Origin of the sequence: Pelatocladus sp. BLCC-F211 (assembly GCF_041928655.1) — a bacterium.
Classification (GTDB): Bacteria; Cyanobacteriota; Cyanobacteriia; order Cyanobacteriales; family Nostocaceae; genus Pelatocladus.
Genome location: NZ_JBHFLM010000179.1, coordinates 1 through 17,767, shown reverse-complemented (window position 1 = coordinate 17,767; position 17,767 = coordinate 1). Strand labels below are relative to the sequence as shown.

Sequence of the window (17,767 nt, the reverse complement as noted above, 5' to 3'; positions counted from 1 at the left end):
AAAACTAGCGTAGGTTGGGGAGCCAGTGCGTTGCGGGGGTCCCAAGAGTTGTAGCACCTGGCGTTTGAGGAACGTAGACGCGCCCTGCGCGGCTGATCGCAGAGTAACCCAACATTATCAAGGCTTTGTTGGGTTTCGCTTACGCTCAACCCAACCTACATTTCTTCTTAACTGAACCGTATTGACTTATAGTGTCGCGTAGGCTGGTAATCGGTAATTGGTAATCGGTAATTGGTAATCGGGAAAAGAATAATCAATGCCCAAGTTTTATATCGTAATATTAGATACCAACAGATTGAAGTTGATTCCAGATTGTGTCCTCAGTTTTTGGATTAAATTTATATTTATTAACTTTTCCTACACCCCTACACCCCCACACCCCTTTTCAAACCAGACTAATCAACTTTCAGCTACGTTGATATCTCATTCCTGGTTGTTGTGAAACTAAACCCATTAATTCCAACTGCAACAATGCACTAGAAACAGCACTCGCAGCCATACCTGTTTGTTGGATAATCAGATCGAAGGGTAAAGACTCTGAGGAAATTACATTCATTACTTGTTGCAGTTCTGGTGGCAAATCAGGCAAGATTAATTGTTGCGTTTCTGGGGAAACAACAGAAGAATCTATTTTTGGTATTGCTCCCAGCATTTTTAATAGTTCATCTAATTCTTTTAAAATGGGAGCAGCACCTTGACTGAGTAATTTTAAGCATCCTTGAGATGGGTAATCATCGACTCTACCCGGTAAAACATAAACATCTCTACCAAATTCATTCGCATAGTTAGCAGTAATTAAAGCACCAGATTTTAAAGGCGCTTCCATCACCAAGACAGCGCGACTCAACCCAGCAATAATCCGATTGCGACGGGGAAATTGAGTGCGATCGGGTGGGGTTTTGGCTGGGTACTCACTCAAAACTAACCCCGCACTTAAAATTTGTTTGTACAGTTGCTGATTCTTGGCTGGATAGATGACATCTACACCTGTACCTAAAATTGCTATGGTGCGTCCTCCAGCTTTCAAAGCGGCGGTGTGACTTTCTGTATCAATTCCTTCTGCTAAACCAGAAACAACTGTAAAACCGTTTTTAGCTAAAGCTGTGCTAATTTGACGAGTCCAACGGATACCATATTCTGAGGGCTGGCGCGTACCAACGATCGCAACTAATGGAATTTCGCCGAGATTTTCTGCAAGTTCGACTTCACCACGAAAATATAACAATGGCGGTGGACTGGGAATTTCTATTAGCAAGCGGGGATATTCTGGATCTGCTGGTGTCCAAAAATTCGGGTTTTGTTCTTGGTGTTGGATAAGTAATTGTTCAGGATGAAGATGCGATCGCTGTCTCACCACTTTTTGCAATGTCTGAAAACCAAAACCTTCCACCGCTTGTAACTGTGCTGGACTAGCTTCCCAAGCTGCCTGGAGCGTGCCAAAATGCTGTTGTAATCGTTGCAGTAATACCGGGCCAATCCCTGATATTTGTGACCAAGCTAGCCAATACGCACTTTCAACTGCCAATTCTCAACCCTCATTGAGTATCAAGTCAAGGTTACTCGCGTTGATTGTCATTTGTCATTGGTTGATGGTTAGGGATTGGTAAACAGTGAACAGTGAATCATAAAAGTTCAAATTTAGGTAGCCTTTTACACATAAAACTGCAAAATAATTTAGTTTATTTTACTTAAAAATATATAAAAATTGATGGAGCGATCGCCCCATCAAATTGCTCAAACTCTGTTTTCCTTAAACAATTCCAACCAACTTGGCGCTCAAATCCCACATACGTTCGCCCTTAACATCATCGCGGGCTTGGGGAGAAACTCGTTGCACAAAGGACTTACCGTCTTTCTTCTGGCGATTTCCCCAACTCCAGTAGGCTCCAGATTGGGCGTATTCAGGATCAGCAACAACTACTGCAACCCGTTCACCGGATAATTCCTGAGATACGTATCCCCCAGTGATGTGCTTCTGGAACAAGGGGAAGAGTTTCTGAAACAGGGGATAGTGGTTACGGAAGAGAGGTGTTTCCGCAACACACCCTGGATACAGAGAACTGAAGATAATGCCAGTTGAATCGTGATAGCGTCGATGTAGTTCCCGCATCGTCAGTACATTGCAGACTTTGCTGTCTTTGTAGGCTTTCACAGGTTCAAATTTTTTACCGTCAATCATTGTGATCGGCTCTTTGAATCCTTGTTCAAAGCCTTTGAGATCGCCCAAGTCTGGACGTGGGGGAATCTTTCCGCCTAGTTCGTCTGGGTTGTGCGTCACAGTTCCCAAAATCACCAGCCGTTTGTCCGTAGCAGGTGAATTTTTTAGATCCTCTAGCATCAGGTTACACAAGAGGAAATGACCAAGGTGATTTGTAGCAACACTCAACTCATACCCTTCTGGGCTTCGCAATGGCTGCTTTAACAAAGGCATATAAATTGCGGCGTTGCAAACCAAAGCCTCCAAGGACTTACCACTGGCTCTGAAGTCCTTGACAAACTGTCGCACACTCTCTAATGAGGCCAAGTCGATATGCATGATTGTATAGCTGTCCTGTGGAATTCCCACACTTTGAGTAGCTGTTTCAGCCTTCGCTAAATCGCGACAAGCCATAACCACGTGCCATCCTCTTTTGGCTAGGGCTTTTGCAGAATACAAACCCACCCCAGAGGAAGCACCTGTAATTACGACCGTTGACTTCCGATTGTGTTCCATTCTCTTCAGACTACATTGACCACCGTTAATTCTCCCCATGATCTCACACTAGTGATCCACCAGTTCTAATTTTGTTACTAAACTTCGGGTAAGAATTACTCACAATCGCAGATTTTTGCACCATAATAACTTCACCGACACGAGCAAATTAGGGCAATAGTAAGTACAGATTCAACTTTGATCTATGCAATCTATAAGAAATAGCTAGAGTTCGCATTTGTGTAGATTGTGAACTCAAGGTATTAGCTCAGAACATAAGCTTTTTACGTGTCAAGACAGATAATGATTGTTTTTGTGATTCTAACTCTAGAAATAAGGACTATCTGACTAAAGATGGTTAGGTCGGCTTGTTGAGTCTGTTATTCTGTAATCATGATAGAAAACCGCACTGGCAGAACGTTAAACCGCTCAAGTTCTTTATATGTAGTCACCATCAAAAGCGATGTTAAAACTACCAACAGTGCATATATGACACAGACATAGACGGCTATAGAGTGTTGCTAGCTAACTCTATTTTGTCGCAAATAACGAGAGGTAAAAACTCTACACAAGCGGTCGTTATTTGCGAACGTCTAGGGTCTATAAAGCTCCAACTTTATTATTTCTAAAAATTTATCTTCAACGATATTCCATTTCACAACTATTAAGGAGTCAAATCATGAGTCTTCTTGCTTGGATTGTCTTAGGTCTATTAGCTGGTGCGATCGCTAAAGCAATTTATCCTGGTTATCAAGGTGGTGGCATTCTAGCAACAATGCTGTTGGGAATTGTCGGTGCTATCATCGGAGGATCTTTACTGAATTTACTGCAAACGGGAACTCTGGCAATAACGAGTGCAAGTTTTAGTATTGCTGGTTTATTTGTAGCGGTAATTGGTGCGATTATTGCGATCTTCTTGTACTACCAATTTAGTCGCAGAGCATACTAAAGCTTAGGTGTCAAGGGTAATGGGAAAGAGTAAGGGAAAAACTTTTTCCCTTACTTTTTTGTTTTGAGTACGTAAGAGTGCGATCACCGTCAATACGGTTCGGTTAAGGATTTTTCGACATAATTTTGGGGTTGTAGAGACGCGATATATCGCGTCTCTACAGAATTTAAATGTCAATCGATTTGTCTTATCCGAGCAGTATTGCGATCGCTGTTGGTTTACATAATTGCGATTATCGCCCCCATCCCTGATAAGTCACTCTTATCGAGGGCATCAAACTTTTTTTGTCAAGTCCTGTTGACTCTTTGTAACAATATTGTTATATTTATTTACATAAAGAAACAAATAAAGGAAACAAGCTATGTATACCACTGTTAATGAAGACGGCGTTCTTAATAACTACGCAGCTGAACCCCAGATGTACTATGCCGAGTACCCTGCAATTTGGGAACAACGTAAATACGCTATCCAAGCTGTTTTTGCTTCTTTGATTGTCACTACTTTAGTTCTGGTTGGTTTTAGCGTTAGCTAGGATTTTTTATTTCTCGCCATATCTCTTATCGTCATTCGTACTTCTCTTTTACCTCGGTAGTTAACACCGGGGTTTTTTGTTGAGTACGCCGATGCGATCGCTGCAAACCGATGGATTTTGGTGTCATAATTCATCTAAAATAACAATTTAAAAACACTATTCTCTCAGGAATTTTATACAAGCAAAATTGTATTTACTTAGAAAAATATTTTATTCTTTCAGATTTTAATTAACTAATATTTATTTTTAACTTAACTCAGAATTAATTTGTAAAGCTTATTCTCTCTCGTGAGATAAAAATTAAACATAATTACAACCTCAAGTAGATACTTATGAAGAAAGCGAAGTTTTCGACTTTCCTGATTTCTTGTGCATCTGCTTGTCTGCTTGCTATTTTACTTGCAACTTTACCCACTCCTGCACCTGCCCAAACTTCCGTGCATTTAACAATGGGTAATCCTAGCAATGCAGGAAGTTCCAGCCTGAGTAACTATTTATTGGTTAAGTCACAATACGCAACATCACACCACTGTAGTAGAGGTATACCAAACTGGGTGAGTTGGCAGTTGAATTCGTCTTGGCTAGGGAGCGCACCTCGCCAGGATGATTTTCGTGCTGATACCACACTACCAAGTGGTTGCTATCGAGTCACCAGTTCTGATTACACTGGTAGTGGATTTGATCGAGGGCATATGACACCCTCAGCAGATCGGACAAACACAATTGCGAACAATTCTGCAACATTTTTGATGACAAATATAGTCCCCCAAGCTCCTGATAATAATCAAGGCCCGTGGGCAAATTTAGAAAATTACAGCAGAAATTTAGTAGTTAACGAGGGAAAAGAACTGTACATCATTTCTGGGGGATACGGCTCAGGTGGAACTGGCTCTAATGGCGGGGCTAGCACAATTTCAAGTGGTAGAGTGACAGTACCCGACAGAGTTTGGAAAGCTATTTTAGTCTTAGATCAACCCGGACTTGGGATTAGTGGCGTAACAGTTAATACACGAGTCATCGCTGTTGATATGCCCAATGACCAAGGAATTAGATTCAATGACTGGCGTTCTTACAGAGTTAGTGTAGATACAATTGAAGCAAGAACAGGTTACAACTTGTTTTCTAATGTTTCCGATATAATTGAGAACACAATTGAAGCTAGAGTTGATAATCAGTAAAACTTAATAGGGCTTCAAAGAATTACCCGTCTTAATATTAAGACGGGTAAGATTTTTATGATCAGGTTTCTACCAATTTAGTTGATAAGCCTGCTAAATTACCTGATTGTGTTTTGCCAACAATATAGACATCAATGTTGATTGTTCCAACGCGGTAAACTTGAACGTCGCTGAGGTTACTTTTGATGGTTTCCACAAGCTTTTTATATTTTTTCACATTCTCTTTTTGTTGATTATCATGCCATTCTTGCTCAACAGCAATATTTCTAAAAAAATAATCCACATCTACCACTTCTACTGGTACATCCAAAGAATGATTTGTGAATTCTAAAATTTGATTAGGAGTTAAAGGCTTTTGTTGAGCAATTTGCCAGTGAACTGATTCAAAAGGATATTCTGATTCACTGGGCATTAATAAACTATCAGCAGCTTCTTTAAGTTTTGCAGCAACTTCTGCATTACTCATTGGCTAAATTCTCCAAGTCTGTTGTTGACTGATGAGCTTATACAAAACATTTTCTAGTATACATATCAAAACTTGTCATTATGCTTTTGGAGTTGGCTTTTGTGGTCTGATGGGAGGAACGACCTCAAACTCAAAAGTAGCAATCCGGCGATCGCCAATATAAACTTCTATCTTATGCTTACCTATAGGATCACCATTGGCGATCGTCCAAGAGTTTTTAATCACACCATCTTTGATTTGATCTGTGCGTTGAATATTTGCCGCTCTACCGTCAGGTGACAAGGAAAAGTTTTCAGTGTTACTTGTAGCCCAACTTTCAGGAGGTTTTGGTAACTGAAGGACTTCTCGCCATGTTACCTCACCTTCGTAGTCCTTGAGTTGAATCCGCCAGCCATATGCAACTCCCTCTTGAAGTGGCACTTTTTTCGTAGGGATGAGGGTAGTCTTCCCATCTTTTTCAACCCTGAGAACCCCAAAATCAGCTTTACTGACAATAATTGGTTTAGCAGTTGTAGCATTCTGTGTTTGTTTACTAGGAAGCTTGAGTGCTTCTACACCCATAACTGGTGATATCAGCCAAGACAAAGCCAATCCAATGCTACAAGCCCAAACTCTCGGTTGCATAATTTTTTTAGTATAGAATGATATTTATTCATATATAAGCAACCTCTTTTTTTCAGATAAATTATTAACACTTTTGGTGTATCAAAAAATTTTTAAGTTTAAAGAATGTCTGAAAATAGCAACAAAGATAAAAATCGAGTGGAAAGTGTGTCTTCGATAGACACAACCCCACTCAATAATTTTTGCTAACGCACTCATCTAATGATGACCCCACGGGTTAGCTTTTGAAGATAGCGTCAAGCAATTAACGGGACTCTGTTCCTTGATTAGGACTACCTGCTACAGTATCTTCCCCTGGCGCTTCTGGTGTAGCTGATTGTTTAGCATCAGATTGAGCTGCGTTACCAGTTTTGCGGATATCTTCTTCAATGGGGGTTTGATAACCACCAGAAGCAGCACCAGAATTAGATGGTGTAGTTTCTTTTTCGTTTCCTTTAGCAGACATGAATTTTAGCTCCTGATCATTTTGTTCTCCAAACAGTCTAAAAAGAATAAGGGTGCAGATTCATCTTTCCAAAATCTGGTTTACCTGAAATTTCTATATGTCTGAAGGATTATTTTGCACTCACTCAAACGAAGTTGCGCTCATACAGCGTAACTTTTCTGCCTTGTCCCCCGTGTCCCCCTTGTCATCCTTGTCCTCCTTGTCCCAATACGGTTCAGTTAAGGCTAAAAACTAAAACTAGCGTAGGTTGGGGAGCCAGTGCGTTGCGGGGGTCCCAAGAGTTGTAGCACCTGGCGTTTGAGGAACGTAGACGCGCCCTACGCGGCTTCTCGCAGAGTAACCCAACAAAGCCTTGATAATGTTGGGTTTCGCTTGCACTCAACCCAACCTACATTTCTTCTTAACTGAACCGTATTGCCCCGTGTCCTCCGTGTCCTTTAAATTCAACTTGGTATCGTATCGGTCAAAATATAAAAATCCCACTCCTTTTTCTAGGGAGTGGGATACTGTTTTATAGTAAATAACCGTATTTACGGTTGTGTCTTATCTGTAAATACCGTTGTTATAACGGTCAAATCCTTCGGTGTAGACTGGTTCTACTTCTGTAACTTTGAAGTGATCTAGGTTAGCTTGCAGGATTTGTTTTTGACGTTCGCTCAATCCTTCAATCTTTAATACATCCTCTACCTCATTGTAAGGAGCATATTTGATAATTTTGCCTGCTAGGGTAGGATACAAGCCGGGATATTTCTGAAAAGCTCGCACATTGGTGTTGTTTAAATCAATTCTGTCACCATATACATCTGCAAGCTTTGCATCTGCTGGATTCTGCAAGGCTAGAACAGAAACCGATGGCAAAGCAAAACTGTTAAAATTGCTAGCTTGGGCTATCTGAGGCGTACCTAACCATGCCAAGCATCCTACCAACAAAAAACTAAAGACTGTTAATAAACGCACCAATTTTTTCACGATTTTTCCACCTCTTTCCATCAAACCGAAATAAAAAGTTTTCAGCTAGTAGCGCTTAGTCAAAGGTTGTAAAGAACTTTTGAGTAGTTTCCTGTGGAATAGATAAAGTTTTGTAACAAAGCTCGCTAACTTAGCCCAGGGGCTTATATTGTGTTTGTCCGCTTTGACTTTATCCTACTACAAGGGAAGAATGAAGGTTAAACCCTACAAATATCTACGCATTTGGCATTTACTTGTCCCTTTAACTGATAGCTATTTGCTTTATCAGCACACAGCAGTCATCAGAAACTAATATACAGCGTATTAATATCCACAATATTTGCAGCTACTAGGATTGACCCAATTTTTATACCATTTTGGATTTTAGATTTTGGATTTTGGATTGGGAAACTCTTTGTGCATAAGAGTTCTGTCAGTCTATCTGTCGCATTCTTTTTTCAAATTGGTATTACTAAAATTTTTTAACTGAGCAATAATACTCAAGTCATTACTGCAAACTAGCTCAGATCTTGCACCTGGAAATTTGAATGTCAATTCCTTGACTAAGTGCTAAGTCTCTCAGGCTTTCAATATCTTGTAAAAGAAATAACACCACCAAGTGTGGAAATATAGTTTGGAACGCGATTTCTGCTGCTTGTCCCCAATCAGGTAGGTATGCCGGGGCGCGGTCGCCATAGGCGACCGCGCCCCCCCTCATGAGCATAAATTCAGACACTTCTCCAATTTGACGATCACCTGTGCTGAGGTCCGTTGAGCAGTTTACGTATTCTCAATATTTGTACAGTTATATATATGACTTTTAAGTGCGTAACCTAATTCTCGCGAATCGTGTTAGTTTACTACACTCTTATGGGTGTATTAAGGGTTTATCCAGACAGGTGCAAGATCTGAGTTAACCATTGACCATTGACTTTTTAACTCTGCTCTTTTGCACCCAACATCTGCAAAATTTTATCTACATTATCCAAGTCGCCCACAATGCGCCGCACAGGGAGGGGCCAAACTTTTACAAGAGTGGGGGTTGCTGTGACTTGATTTGTTTCTGCTTGTTCGGGATGGCTGACAACATCAATGACTTTCAAAGTATAAGGTTGACTAAGGTATTGTTCTAATAGATCGTGGAGACTCTCAAGAGTACGTTCGATACCGGGGCTGTGTCCAGCAACAAATAGACGTAGGACATAGCCTTGAGCGTTTGGTTGGATTTGTAGTGTTGTTGTTTCTTGGTAGTATGGTACTGCTTCAAAAGGCTCTAGACGTACGATTAGGTCATGATCTTCCCAAAGTTGGGGGAATGAAGAGCGGTAACTATGTAATACCATGCGATCGCATAATCCTTCTTGCCAAGGTGCGCTTTGCCATACAATATCCCCTGTACCAAAAATGGCATTCAGTATTGCTTGATGTCGTATCACAGCTGGATAGGCTTCGGCAAAAGTGCGTATCTGTTGCGTACGTGGATCTAACCAATGATCAATAGTTGCTGTGTAGCAAGGTACTAAAAAATGAGGCGGCTCTGGTAAATCTAGGATCTCTTGTAAAGTTGCACATAAGTGTAAATGCCATCGACCTTGCTTACCGGGGTCGATACAATAAATCAAATCTCCTCCGGGTGTGAACAGCGCAATGCCTTTGAATAACTGGGGTAGGATTAGTCTATCTGAAGTCAAGGTTTTTAAAAGGTTAGGGGTTAGAGGCTAGAGGCTAGAGGCTAGAGGCTAGTTCAAAATTATTTTTTGATTTTCTAATTCCCAGCCCCTAATCCCCAATCCCTAATCCCTAATTCTTATACTCGACCTCGAAGCATCTGGGCTATTTCGTTGGGAGTCGGCGACATCTCCAAGGCTGTTTCTTCGGTGATGCGACCTTCTTGATAGAGGTTGAACAGAGACTGGTTCATAGTAATCATGCCGTCAAAACCGGCCTGTTTCATTAGTTCTGTAATTTCATCGTATTTACCATCTTTGATCCAGTCTTTAACGGCTTCTGTGTTTATTAGAATATCGTGAAAGGCAGCACGCTTACCATCTGTTGTACGACACAAACCTTGAGCAATCACTGCTACTAAAGATTCCGAAATAGCCACTCGCATAGCATCTTGTTCATCGCCTGAATACAGATTGAGGATACGTTCAATCGTTTTCACGGCGCTGTTAGTATGCAGGGTTCCCATAACTAAGTGACCAGTTTGAGCCGCTTTTAAGGCTGTATTCACGGTTTCTTTGTCCCGCATTTCCCCGACCAGAATCAAGTCTGGATCTTCGCGCAAAGCAGCTTTTAAGGCGTTGTCAAATTTTCGGGTGTGCATTCCTACTTCCCGTTGTTTGATCAAGGACTTTTGACTTCTGTGAACAAATTCAATTGGGTCTTCGATGGTGATGATATGTTTGGGCATCTCTTTGTTAATGTAGTCAACCATCGCTGCCATCGTGGTAGATTTACCAGAACCAGTCGGGCCTGTCACTAGAATCAAGCCTTTGTGATAGTGGCAAATATCTCTGAAAACAGGAGGTAAGCGTAATTGGTCAATGGTTAAGATTTTGAGTGGAATTAAACGCATGACCATGGCATAACCTTTGAGAGAATCAAAGATATTGATCCGCACACGAGCAAATTCGTACTGAGTTGCACCGTCAAATTCTAGGTGTTCTTCAAACCGTTGAATTTCTGCTTCCGTCAATACTTCCCGCATCCAATTCATAAAAGTCTCTTTATCCGTTTCTGGATAATCTGTGTTTTGGATTTCTCCACGATTACGGAAGCGGGGCGGTTCGCCTACACCTAAGTGAATATCAGATATGCCATGATCATAAGCTTCTCGTACTAATTGATTTAAAGTTGGGTGTAAACTGTTGCTTTTGATACGAGCAGCACTGAGATTAGGCACTGGTGGTGGTGTCCCAGGACGATGAGCAGAGGCAGGACTAGGAGTTGGTAATGGTGGTGTTGCAGACTGAGCAGTACGACTTTTGTCAACTGGTATTTCCAAAGTTTGTGTCAACTGGCGCTGTGTACTGATTGTGGGTGGTGGCGGCGGAAGCGGAGGAACACCACGGACTGGAGTTGGAGCCGAATTTAATGGATTTTGTGATTCTGACATATATCTTTACAATTGATTAGCCCCAGGTTTTTAGTCTGGGGTGATTTGCTGTATGCGATCGCTGACTGTTGATTTGTCACCGAAATGAATCAACGTAAGTTTGACAAGTCCTGGTTTTACTTCCCTTGTAGAAAAGGGAGTCCGGAAGCATCCGTGAGAGGTTAATCGAACTGACGTTGAATTATGTTCAATTTCATCAAGAGTAAGTTGAGGTATATTTTTCAACAAACTCTTAATTGTGATTTAAGTTAAAAATGTTGATTTTTGCTAACAATTTAATGTTTAACACAATATATACATAAAATATGCTTAGTAAATATATTGAGAATAATAGTATAAAATAAATCCAATTAAGTATGTGTGGCTTCAATTCATGGTAAGTCTTCCCTATACCCTATTCCTCATGCTCGTCGGGGATGAGCTTAAGTGGTTTCTCAACTTTCGCTTTGCTACACTAACCACATCTCAAAATTATTAGGACTTACGCAAGTGTCACAGTCAACCTATTTTGTAGGGTGCGTCAGAAGCAAAAATTTGTTGCTCATCACCAATTTATCAAGTCTGACGCACTCTACTAACCCAAGTTGCGTAAGTCCTGATTATGAGAGTCATCTTTGATTGTCATAAGAAATATTAAGAAGACTAGAAGTGAATTCTTTACATACACCTAATAAATTAGTCGTTTATATCTTATCTGTCCAAGGATAGATGGCAAAAATAAGTTTTTAGCAAAAATATCTATATCTACCTTTGTCCATAATTAAAAAAATATAACTGTTAATTTTATTAACTAAATGCTCATCTTCTCAACTAGTTTTTATATACTGAACATCACTAATTGTTGATCCCTTTGTTTTTCAATATCAACGAAAGACTTCTGAATTCCAAACCAATTTGCGTATTTAGGAGATACACTCATGGCTCTCTCACAAACAGCTACTTTAAGCAAGACAGATTCCTTGTTAATGGTTAAAAGTTTTTTGATATGGTCTTTCACATTGGCAGTATGCTTGCTGGTTGTCGGTTTTCCTTTGGTTGTTTTGATGGCTACAGTCGGATGTCTGTTATCTATTGTTCTGCAATCTGTGATGCCTGTTAGTGCCGTTTTAGTTGTGGCAGGTGGTTTAATTCTGTTTAATATTTTGTCTGTTGTTATCGGTGCAAGTGTGCTGACAGCTAAGGGTATTCATCCCCAAGAAGTGAAGTGGTTGAGCTGGTTGCATGGAGAAACAGAGCAAATGCAGAAGACCGTCTATGCTGCTTGCCCACTCACTTGTGACATCAAACTGTAACCTAATTGCTAAATTCGACAAACAGTGCATCCTGCCCGGTTTTACCGGGTTTTTTCATGCTTTTTTGTCATTTGTCATTTGTCATTTGTTATTTGTGATAATTGACCATAACTTGAACTTCACAATTATTGACAATTGACTATTAACCACTGACCATTGACTATTGACCAATGACCAATGACCAATGACTAATGACTAATAACAAACTCGTTTACATTATTTTAGGTACTCGTCCAGAAGCGATTAAACTAGCTCCAGTAATTCAAATTTTCCAAGACTTTCCAGGTTTTGAAACGCAAGTTATTTTGACTGGACAGCATCGCGAAATGGTTGAACAAGTCATGCAGCTTTTCAACCTCACAGCAGATCGCGACTTGGAAATTATGCAACGACAACAGTCTTTAACTGATATAACTTGCCGCAGCTTGCGAGGATTAGAAGAATTATTTCAAGAAAATAAACCAGATTTAATTTTGGTGCAAGGAGATACTACCACAGCATTTGCAGCAACATTGGCAGCCTTTTACCAAAAAATTCCTGTCGGTCATGTAGAAGCTGGGTTAAGAACAGATGACTTATTTAATCCTTTTCCAGAAGAAGCTAATAGAAGGTTGATTTCACAACTGACTCAATTGCACTTTGCACCCACACCTTTAGCTGTGGAAAACTTAAAAAATTCTGGCGTTTTGGGTCAAGTTCACCTGACTGGGAACACGGTGATTGATGCGCTGTTGAATGTAGCTGCAAAGGAACCTGCTTGTCATGTACCTGGTTTGGAATGGGATAAATATCGTGTTTTACTGGCGACTGTGCATCGCCGGGAGAATTGGGGAGAACCACTCCAAGGAATCACGCAAGGATTTTTACAGATACTAGATAAGTTTCCCGACACAGCCTTATTATTGCCATTACACCGCAATCCTACGGTACGAGAACCATTACAGGCAAGTTTGGGCAATCACCCTCGGATTTTTTTAACAGAACCTTTAGACTATGGTGAACTGGTAGGGGCGATTATGCGATCGCACCTTCTTTTGACTGACTCTGGTGGTTTGCAAGAAGAAGCACCTAGTTTAGGTAAACCAGTTTTGGTTCTGCGAGAAACAACAGAAAGACCAGAAGCTGTTACTGCTGGGACAGCTAAACTTGTCGGCACTAAATCAGAGATTATAGTTGCTAACGCTGTAGAATTGCTGAGTAACCCAGCTGCTTATGCAACAATGGCAAATGCAATCAATCCTTTTGGAGATGGTCATGCAGCAGAACGAATTTTGCAGATAGTCCAGAATTATTTGGGGATCGGGTGATCGGGGATTGGGGATCAGGGATCGGGGAGTGTGGGGAGACAAGGGGAGCCACTGCGCCCTTGCAGGTTTCCCGCCTTGTAGCACGTGGCGTGGACAAGGGGGACAAGAAATTTTAGATTTTAGATTGAAATCCACGCATCGCAAATCCAAAATCCAAAATTCTTTCCAATCCCCGATCCCCGATCCCCGATCCCTAAAATTGTGCTTCCTTTATGTTAAAATTAATCGGCTTTCAAAGCAGTAGCAAGTTTCTTGCATAAATATGGTTCAGTATACTCTCGCTCAAAGCCCAGATATTATCCTCACTGTACCTGGTAAAGATTCAGCCAAAGCCCGTGAGAAAGCTATGGATCAACTGATGCAACTCATGGATGAAGGTAATTTACCTACAGAACTCGAAGATGGATTTAGTGCCAAACAATTGATAGAAGTAAAAGAAGTATCAATAGATACTAAGAACAGTGAGGACGAAATTACCCAAGCTGTTCAGATTCTCAGTAACCTAGCTACGCTGAAGCTGAAAGTCCAAGAGTCACGCGCCGAAGCGCTGGAAATTCGTAAGCAAGTTGATATTCTTTTCTCAGATAATTCTGTAACAGAAGAGGAAATTGCTCGCCTCAAGGAAGGCTTTAAGATTCTCAAAACTTTCGCTCAGGCGAATCTACGTTATCAGGAAGCAAAAGCGAAAGCAGAAGAGGCACGGCAAATACTAGATCGTGCTTTAAAATCGCCGGATAAGTGATAAGTAAAATTATCGAAATAAGTTCGTAGTAAGGACTTTAGTCCTTACTACGAACTACAAACAACAAACTACTATCCCTTAATTTTTCTCACCGAAGAAGAGGTAGGCGCCGAGTTATTTCTGTCATCTGTGTCATCGTCGTCACCGACACGTTCTACGCTCATGCTCTGTCTGTAATATTGCTGATAGTAGGTATAGGAAGCAGGTGCGGCGTCTCTTGACTTGTTGGCTACCAAACCTAAGAGGGGTGTGCCGGATATTTGTAGCTCTTCTAATGCTTGTTGGAAGACGGTACGCTTCAACTTACCTAAACCAGCAACTAATACCATACCGTTGGTATTAGCTGCCAATAAAGTTGCATCAGCAAATCCAACTAGAGGTGGTGTGTCATAAATAACTAAATCAAAACTACTATGTAGGTCTTGCATCAAGTCCTGCATTTTCTGAGACGCGAGTAACCTGATTGAGTCTGGGGGAATAGGGCCAGCAGAAAGGACGTAGAGATTGTCTTCAATAGGCGATCGCTCAATCACGTTGCTCCAGTCTAAGTCCGAAGAAATAACGTCAGTTAATCCCTGAATATTCATTAACCCTACCCGTTGGTGCAGGTTTGGAGAACGTAAATTTGCATCCACAAGCAAGACTCGGTGTCCCATTGCTGCTGCTGCTAAGGCTAAATGAACAGCAACCGTTGATTTTCCATCTCCTTGTCCTGCGGAACTGATTACTAGTGAACGAATCGGTGTATCAGAACCTAACAGCAGAATATTGGTGTAAAGAGAGCGAAATACTTCAAAAAATGAAGCACGAGTTGCTTGCTGCAAACCACTAGAAGTATTACTTGCATTTGTGGAAAGAGCTATTTCTTTCCTTAGAGGAACAACTCCTAACAATGGGAGTCCGATGGTTTCTTTGAGTTCCTTAGATGTGTAGAATACATTGCTGAGTTTATCAACAACTAAAGCAGCTCCTACCCCCATCAGCAAACCTAACATTCCTCCCAATAGTAGATTTCTCTTAGCGCTATCTGAGATGGCGTCAGGTTCACTCACTTTTGTCAATTGAGGATCTAGTAATCTCCAAGGTTGTAATCTTTGAGCATACTCGATTTGTAATGCTTGTTGCTTGGCTGAAAATTGGCTTAAGCCTTCGGTGGCAATTTTTAATTCTCGCTGAATATTATCGTAATCGCGACTAACTGCTGCTAAAGCTCGCAAATAGCCATTGAGATTATCTATTTTTTCAGTAATAGCGAGATCACGTGCTTCCAACTGCCGGATGCGGCTTTGAAAATCTCTGTTTACCCGCGCTCTTTCTCCTTCCAACATTGAAACCATTGTGTCTCTCTGTTGAGAAAGGCGCACCATACCTTCTTCTTCCTCAGTAAATATAGATGCTCTTTTGGCAATTTCCGCATTCGTTTGCTGAAGTTGATCAAGAATTTTTTGATAGCCGGGGTTATCACTGAGCAGAGAATTACTTGCTGATGCACCTGGTTGTTGCGACAACTCTTTTTGCAAGTCCTGATACTGAGCTCGCATTTGTTCTAGCATCACACGATTGTCTAGTTGCTGCTGTGTCAGTGTGGCAATATGACTAGAGACTTCCTGTGCTTTTTGTGCTGGCTCAACTAAATTATTCTTTTGTCTAATGGTTCGCAGTCTTTCTTGCCAATCTTGGGCTCGTTGTTCTAATGGCTTTCTTTGTTTTTCTACAAATTGAATTGCCTGCTCAACGTCTTTACGGCGTTCTGCTAAACTATACTCCAGATAAGCATTTTTAATGGTGTTTAACAAATCAGTTACTAGCTGCTGATCTGGATCGACGTATTGAACTTCTAAAATATTTTGCTCTTTAAGCTCAATCACTAAGTTGTTAATTACATAGTCGTATTTTATTTCTGGGTACTTAGTCTGAAGCTTTTTGATGACTGGCTCTAGCACTCCCCGACTTTGTAGAACTGCGATTGTTGTCTTGGTTTGCTCACTTGTCTCTGGAGCTGCGATCGCGTCGGTATCTCCTATAGTTTGAGGAACATTAGCTATAGCCTTAGTCTCACCAGTCACAGGCTTGGTTAAAATTTCAAACCTGCCTTGGTATATTGGTGGATCTGTTTCTGCTTTTAATACCCCTGCGGTTGCTACTAAGCTAGTAGCACCAGCTATTAACAATGCTCGCCGACGAAGAGCTGCTCCTACTTGACCTAAATTTAATCCGCCTTCATCAGCATCATTTAATTGAGCAGAATTGGCTGTTAACAACGGGTGATGATATTTGTCTGATTTCAGCATAGTTTTAGTAAATTTAACTACATTCCTCACAGAAATAATCGGGAATTCAGAATTTCAGAATTAATAAAGTCAAAAATAAAAGCCCGCAGTTTGATCATGATCACATAGATCATCTAGATCATCAAATCAACAAAATTTTTTCTGTTTCGCTGTCCCCTACTTTAATAGTGAGGTGATTCTAAATACTGAATTCCTAATTTTGAATTTATTGTCACCCTGTCTCAAGTATTAAAAATGCTCGTCAATATGGAGCGATGCACTAGATATACCAATATTTCTCGGATAAGCACATTTAATTCTATTTTTTAGATAGAAAAAAGCTTAAAAGTCAAGGATCAGATCAATATCTGTCCCTTCCCCTTTTGCCTTTTCCCGTTTACCGAGAGAGAAGTATTGCCATACATAAACAGTAACATTACTTGACACTCCTCAGCATGACGGCTGAGGATTCTTGCTTCATCCGTCCTCCCTAGAAACCCGAATACAAAGTATTCAAATCTCCCCGTTTGGATACGTCCACAAGCCTACACGGACTGCCCGACCGCGTTTGAAACGATTTCTTTAATTTTTGCTTTACTCCCACATTTGTACAAGATTTAGGATTTTTACTACCAGGGTTTCGGATTAGGAGTCGTCCGCTTGACCTACTTCGTTTTTTATGTATGCGCTTTACCGCTAAAAACATAATATCACCAAAGCCGGATTTAGCAGATGGCAACAAATTCACATTAGTGTTTTCAAGTTAACGATTGCTTCTGGCACGCGAAGCGATCACACTATACCTTAATACATTTTCTGTCTCCAAAGTCAATTATGCTGCCGTTATTTACTTCTGTTATCTCCTCTGAGTCTGGCTTACAGCAATGTTAAGAAAAATGCGGGTAATGGATAGTCTAAAGAGAGAGGGTTTTCAGCCTGCCGTCCTTATAAATTTTTATGCTCTACGAGGTAGCGATCGCTCGCCTAAACTCGATCAAAACTAGAGCCACATCATAACTAATGGTATATGATCAGCTAACGGCTATAATAACTTTATCTCTCAATACGGTTCAGTTAAGAAGAAATGTAGGTTGGGTTGAGCGCAAGCGAAACCCAACAAAGCCTTGATAATGTTGGGTTACTCTGCGATCAGCCGCGCAGGGCGCGTCTACGTTCCTCAAACGCCAGGTGCTACAACTCT

General features: G+C 40.9%; 16 protein-coding genes. 6 read left to right on the top strand and 10 right to left on the bottom strand.

All coding sequences use genetic code 11. From position 1 onward, the window contains the following. Positions 1-406: 406 nt before the first annotated feature. Positions 407-1,525 (bottom strand): DNA-processing protein DprA, encoded by a 1,119-nt coding sequence (dprA, locus tag ACE1AT_RS22090; RefSeq protein WP_374872231.1) that lies wholly within the window; start codon positions 1,523-1,525, stop codon positions 407-409. Between the two features lie 225 nt (positions 1,526-1,750). Further along, entirely contained in the window at positions 1,751-2,713 is a 963-nt protein-coding gene (locus ACE1AT_RS22085) for a protochlorophyllide reductase (RefSeq protein WP_374872229.1), read from the bottom strand. Positions 2,714-3,371: 658 nt separating this feature from the next. On the opposite strand from ACE1AT_RS22085, the gene ACE1AT_RS22080 reads away from it, so the two are divergent. The 3 genes from ACE1AT_RS22080 (at position 3,372) to ACE1AT_RS22070 (ending at position 5,351) form a co-directional block, all read left to right on the top strand. Continuing rightward, the gene (locus ACE1AT_RS22080) at positions 3,372-3,641 is read left to right on the top strand and encodes a GlsB/YeaQ/YmgE family stress response membrane protein (protein ID WP_374872227.1); all 270 of its coding nucleotides are present in this window, start codon (positions 3,372-3,374) and stop codon (positions 3,639-3,641) included. A gap of 361 nt (positions 3,642-4,002) precedes the next feature. Next, positions 4,003-4,173 carry a photosystem II assembly protein Psb34 gene (psb34, locus tag ACE1AT_RS22075; protein ID WP_374872225.1) on the top strand — a complete coding sequence of 57 codons (171 nt, stop codon included), beginning with the start codon at positions 4,003-4,005 and terminating at the stop codon, positions 4,171-4,173. Positions 4,174-4,505: 332 nt separating this feature from the next. Continuing rightward, positions 4,506-5,351: a DNA/RNA non-specific endonuclease gene (locus tag ACE1AT_RS22070; RefSeq protein WP_374872223.1), complete on the top strand. Its 846-nt coding sequence runs from the start codon at positions 4,506-4,508 to the stop codon at positions 5,349-5,351. 61 nt (positions 5,352-5,412) lie between these two features. Here ACE1AT_RS22070 and ACE1AT_RS22065 read toward each other — a convergent pair whose 3' ends face one another. From ACE1AT_RS22065 to ACE1AT_RS22035, 7 genes are all read right to left on the bottom strand, one after another. Then, positions 5,413-5,817, bottom strand: a complete 405-nt coding sequence (locus ACE1AT_RS22065) for a nuclease A inhibitor family protein (protein ID WP_374872221.1) — start codon at positions 5,815-5,817, stop codon at positions 5,413-5,415. Positions 5,818-5,895: 78 nt separating this feature from the next. After that, a complete protein-coding gene (locus tag ACE1AT_RS22060) occupies positions 5,896-6,441 on the bottom strand; it encodes a hypothetical protein (protein WP_374872219.1) in 546 nt (181 codons plus the stop codon). Between the two features lie 244 nt (positions 6,442-6,685). Further along, a complete protein-coding gene (locus ACE1AT_RS22055) occupies positions 6,686-6,886 on the bottom strand; it encodes a hypothetical protein (protein WP_374872217.1) in 201 nt (66 codons plus the stop codon). A gap of 543 nt (positions 6,887-7,429) precedes the next feature. Next, positions 7,430-7,876 carry a photosystem II complex extrinsic protein PsbU gene (gene psbU, locus ACE1AT_RS22050; RefSeq protein ID WP_017312369.1) on the bottom strand — a complete coding sequence of 149 codons (447 nt, stop codon included), beginning with the start codon at positions 7,874-7,876 and terminating at the stop codon, positions 7,430-7,432. Positions 7,877-8,357: 481 nt separating this feature from the next. Then, positions 8,358-8,558, bottom strand: coding sequence for a hypothetical protein (locus tag ACE1AT_RS22045; protein WP_374872216.1), 201 nt, complete (start codon positions 8,556-8,558; stop codon positions 8,358-8,360). 211 nt (positions 8,559-8,769) lie between these two features. Continuing rightward, a complete protein-coding gene (locus ACE1AT_RS22040; protein ID WP_374872214.1) occupies positions 8,770-9,525 on the bottom strand; it encodes a circadian clock KaiB family protein in 756 nt (251 codons plus the stop codon). Between the two features lie 116 nt (positions 9,526-9,641). Next, entirely contained in the window at positions 9,642-10,955 is a 1,314-nt protein-coding gene (locus tag ACE1AT_RS22035; protein WP_374872212.1) for a type IV pilus twitching motility protein PilT, read from the bottom strand. A gap of 917 nt (positions 10,956-11,872) precedes the next feature. Here ACE1AT_RS22035 and ACE1AT_RS22030 point away from each other — a divergent pair. The 3 genes from ACE1AT_RS22030 (at position 11,873) to ACE1AT_RS22020 (ending at position 14,296) form a co-directional block, all read left to right on the top strand. Further along, on the top strand, positions 11,873-12,247 hold the full coding sequence (locus ACE1AT_RS22030; protein ID WP_374872210.1) for a hypothetical protein: 375 nt from the start codon (positions 11,873-11,875) through the stop codon (positions 12,245-12,247). Positions 12,248-12,438: 191 nt separating this feature from the next. Beyond that, a complete protein-coding gene (gene wecB, locus ACE1AT_RS22025) occupies positions 12,439-13,554 on the top strand; it encodes a non-hydrolyzing UDP-N-acetylglucosamine 2-epimerase (protein ID WP_374872208.1) in 1,116 nt (371 codons plus the stop codon). Between the two features lie 262 nt (positions 13,555-13,816). Then, entirely contained in the window at positions 13,817-14,296 is a 480-nt protein-coding gene (locus ACE1AT_RS22020; RefSeq protein WP_374872206.1) for a hypothetical protein, read from the top strand. Between the two features lie 71 nt (positions 14,297-14,367). On the opposite strand, the gene ACE1AT_RS22015 is transcribed toward ACE1AT_RS22020, so the two are convergent. Further along, positions 14,368-16,587 carry a GumC family protein gene (locus ACE1AT_RS22015; protein WP_374872204.1) on the bottom strand — a complete coding sequence of 740 codons (2,220 nt, stop codon included), beginning with the start codon at positions 16,585-16,587 and terminating at the stop codon, positions 14,368-14,370. Positions 16,588-17,767: the final 1,180 nt, after the last annotated feature.